Source organism: Roseateles sp. (assembly GCF_046300915.1).
GTDB lineage: Bacteria > Pseudomonadota > Gammaproteobacteria > Burkholderiales > Burkholderiaceae_C > Kinneretia.
Genome location: NZ_JBKCLH010000019.1, coordinates 1 through 3,540, shown reverse-complemented (window position 1 = coordinate 3,540; position 3,540 = coordinate 1). Strand labels below are relative to the sequence as shown.

Here is a 3,540-nt window from a genome sequence, read left to right as displayed (position 1 = left end):
GAACTCGTCGCCATTGGTCCAGCCGCCGTGGCCGGTGCTGATGTAGCGCAGGCGGGCGTTCTTGAGCGGGCGGTCGAGGGTGAAATCCACCTCCAGGCCCTTGGGCTTGTCGAACATGGTGGCGTAGTCCTGCTCGGCCATCTCCATCACATTGGTGGTGTTGAACAGCGGGATCAGGCGCGGCGCTGAGGCCGAAGAAGCCGCTGCACCCGTGCTGGGGCTCACCGGCTTGGAGAACATGGCGGTGGCGGCGTCGCTGGGGTGGATGGTGAGGTTGAGGTCCAGCTTGTGGCCGCCCTTGTCGTAGTTGCCGATGAAGACGCCGAGAGCCAGTTGCTGGCCCGAGAGGCGCTGGGCCAGGTCGGTGATGTCCATGCGGTAGGGAGCGGCCTCGTGCCAGGTCTTGCCCTTGAGCTGCAGGTGGTTGTAGTGCTTGACGCCAAAGGGCGTGAAGAAGCGCATCAGCTCGATCAAGGGCGCGTAGTCTTCGGTGGCGACCACGCCGCGGTAAGTGCGGCCATTGCCGTTCTGATAGGCCGGCAAGGCAGCCACGCCGCGCTGCAGGCCGTCCAGGAAGGTGCGGGCGGCCTTCTTTCCCTTCTCTGACTCCTTCGCCGCGCCCAGCGGGATCATAAAGACCGAGCCGGTGCGGTCGTAGGCATCGCCGTTGGAGCGGGCCAGCAGGTCCACAAACACCTGGCTGCCCGGCGCGATCTCGGGCAGCTGCACGGTCTTGAGCACCACCGTACCGTTTGCGTAACGGGTCACGCCCTCGCGCGGCTCGCGGTCCTCGCCCGAGAAATTGACGATTTGGTCCTGAAACACCGGGAGGGTGGTGAAGCGGCTGCGCCAGACGCGATCTTTGTAGCTGAGGCCATCGAGCAGGGGCGCGGCCTCAAGCTTTCCACCCTGGGCTATTTCCGCCAGATCCAGGCCCTGGAAAGGCTCGATCTGGGTGGCGCTGATGACGAAGTTGCCATTGCGCACCAGCTCCAGCACCAGGCCCAGCTGGTGGCCCAGCACCGTGGGCGCGCCGGCCGCCGGCAGCTCGGTCGTGTACCAAAGCTCGATGGTGTTGGAGTTCACCACGGTCTTGGCCTTCTTGCAGCGGTAGCCGAGGATGGTGCGCGTCTCTTCGCTGAACTCGTAGCTTTGCTTGGGCAGCGATTCGCGGTCCAGGGTGGCGATGCCCTCCCCTGGGCTCAGGCGGGCCAGCTGCAGCAGCTCTTGCGCAGCGGGCTTGATGAACTGCTGCTCGAAGGGAAAGCCGGCCTTGCCGGCCAGGATGGCCTCGGAGCTGATCAAGGCCTCGCCCTTGGCGGCGAACACCCAAATCGGGTCCTGGCCCTCGACCGGCTTGCCGTTGTAGCTGCGCTGGTAGCGCAGCTTCCAGCCCTCGGTGGGGGCGGCCAGGGCCAGGCTGGGCGCCAGGGCGGCCAGAGCGGCCAGCAGAACGCCGGCCAGGTGGGCTTTGTTGAACATCGGGCGTGTGGCTCGCATCGTCGTCCTCAATCTTGTCGTCGTGTTGCTCTCGGCATTCGGCCGTTGGCCTCAGTGTGCCAGCCGCAGCTGGTGCAGGCCCTCATCTGCCGCGGCGGGCAGCTCCAGGCGCAGCCGGCCGGTCTCGTCCTTCTGAGCCGAGAGCGGCTGGCCGTCGAATCGCCAGGGCGATGCACTGGCCAAGCCCAGGATCTCCAGCCGCGTCAGCCGCTGAAATCCGGCGTTCGGGGGCAGATCCAGTGTCAGGCCATGGGCATCCTGGCGGATTGCGATGCGGCGCGCCATACCCTGGCGATAACCATAGCCCTCGCCGGCATCTTGGAACACCTCGCTGCGGCCGCTGCCGCCCCAGGCCACGGTCAGGGCCAGCGGCGCGGCGCGCATCTCGCCCGTGTGCTGCGGCGGCGCCTGTGTGGGCACGGCGGCGCCCACGCGGATGAACAGGGGCAGGCGGTCCAGCGGCGCGGCCACGGTGGCCTCGCTGCCGCCCTCAAAGCGGCGACCGGTCCACCAGTCCAGCCAGGCTTCGCCGGCGGGGAAGTAAACGCGGCGCTGGCGCTCGCCCTCGCGCAGCACCGGTGCCACCAGCAGGTCGCGGCCGAGCAGAAACTGGTCGTCCACCAGGCTGGCGCGCACATCGCGCGGGAAGTTGAACCACAGCGGCCGCAGCGGCGGCAGGCCGCTGCGCTCGTTCTCCTCAAAGAGGCTGTAGAGGTAGGGCAGCAGGCGGTAGCGCAGCTCGATGGTGGCGCGGTTGATGCGCTCGAACTCGGGGCCGAAAGCCCAGGGCTCGCGCGGCGCCGACACATCGTTGGAATGCGTGCGGAAGAAAGGCGTGAGCACGGCCGCTTGCAGCCAGCGGCTGTGCAGCTCGGCGCTGGGGCTGCCCATGAAGCCGCCAACATCGGCGCCCACAAAAGGCACGCCCGAGATGGACAGATTGCTGAGCATGGGGATGGTGAGCGCCAGATGCGTCCAGCTGGGCGAGTTGTCGCCCGTCCACACCGCCGCATAGCGCTGCACACCGGCGGCACCGGCCCGCGTCAGCACCATGGGCCGCTGCTCGGGGCGCAGGCGGCGCAAGCCCTCGAAGCTGGCGCGGGCCATCTGCAGGCCGTAGATATTGTGATAACGCGCATGATCACCGGGCCGGCCATCGCCGGCATGGCGCGCGTCCAGCGGCAAGGTCTTCTGCGGGCCGAGCGAGATCTCGGGCTGGCTGAAGCCATCGGGCGCGAACACGCCCGGCTCGTTCATGTCGTTCCAGAAGCCATCAACGCCCAGCTCCAGCGGCGCAGCGTGGAGCTGGCCGAACCAGTCGCGCGCGGCCGGCGAGGTGAAATCCGGGAAGGCGCAAATGCCGGGCCAGACCTTGGCATGCAGCTCCTGCCCATCGGCGCCGCGCATGAACACGCCGGCCGCGCGGCCGCTGCGGTAGATGGCAAAGCCTTCGTCGCGCTTGATGCCAGGGTCGACGATGGTGACGGCGCGAAAGCCCTGCGCATGCAGCTGGCCCAGCATCTCGCGCGGCTGCGGGAAGGTGCCGGGGTTCCAGGTGAAGACGCGGAAGCCGTCCATGTGGTCGATGTCGAGGTAGAGCACATCGGCCGGGATCTGGCGCTGGCGGAACTCGCGCGCCACGCGCAGAACTTCATCCTGCGTCTTGTACGACCAGCGCGATTGCTGATAGCCCAGGGCCCAGAGGGGAGGCAGCGGGCCGCGGCCGGTGAGCGCGGTGTAGTCCTGCAGCACCCGGGCCGGGCTGCGCTCCGGGCCGCCGGTGAAGACGAAGTAATCCAGCTCGCCACGCGCCGCACCGAAGCGCCAGCGCTGCGGCTCGGTCTTGCCCATGTCGAACCAGCTGCGGCTGCTGTTGTTGAGGAAGACGCCGTGGCTCAGGCCCTGGTGCAGGGCGATGAAGAAAGGGATGGCCTGGTAGGACGGGTCGTGGCCGGGCGCGTAATCGGGCACGTCGGCGTTCCACATCACCAGATGCTGCTGGTGGCGCGAGAGCGGCAGGGCTTTCTCGCCAAAGCCGTA

General features: G+C 68.1%; 2 protein-coding genes. Both read right to left on the bottom strand.

Annotation, left to right across the window (positions count from 1 at the left end; genetic code table 11):
- A partial coding sequence (locus ACK5F2_RS01200; RefSeq protein ID WP_409862192.1) for a PNGase F N-terminal domain-containing protein occupies positions 1 to 1,482 on the bottom strand: 1,482 nt, incomplete at its 3' end.
- Positions 1,483 to 1,551: 69 nt separating this feature from the next.
- Positions 1,552 to 3,540, bottom strand: a 1,989-nt coding sequence (locus tag ACK5F2_RS01195; RefSeq protein ID WP_409862191.1) for a TIM-barrel domain-containing protein, incomplete at its 5' end; no start/stop codon positions are given.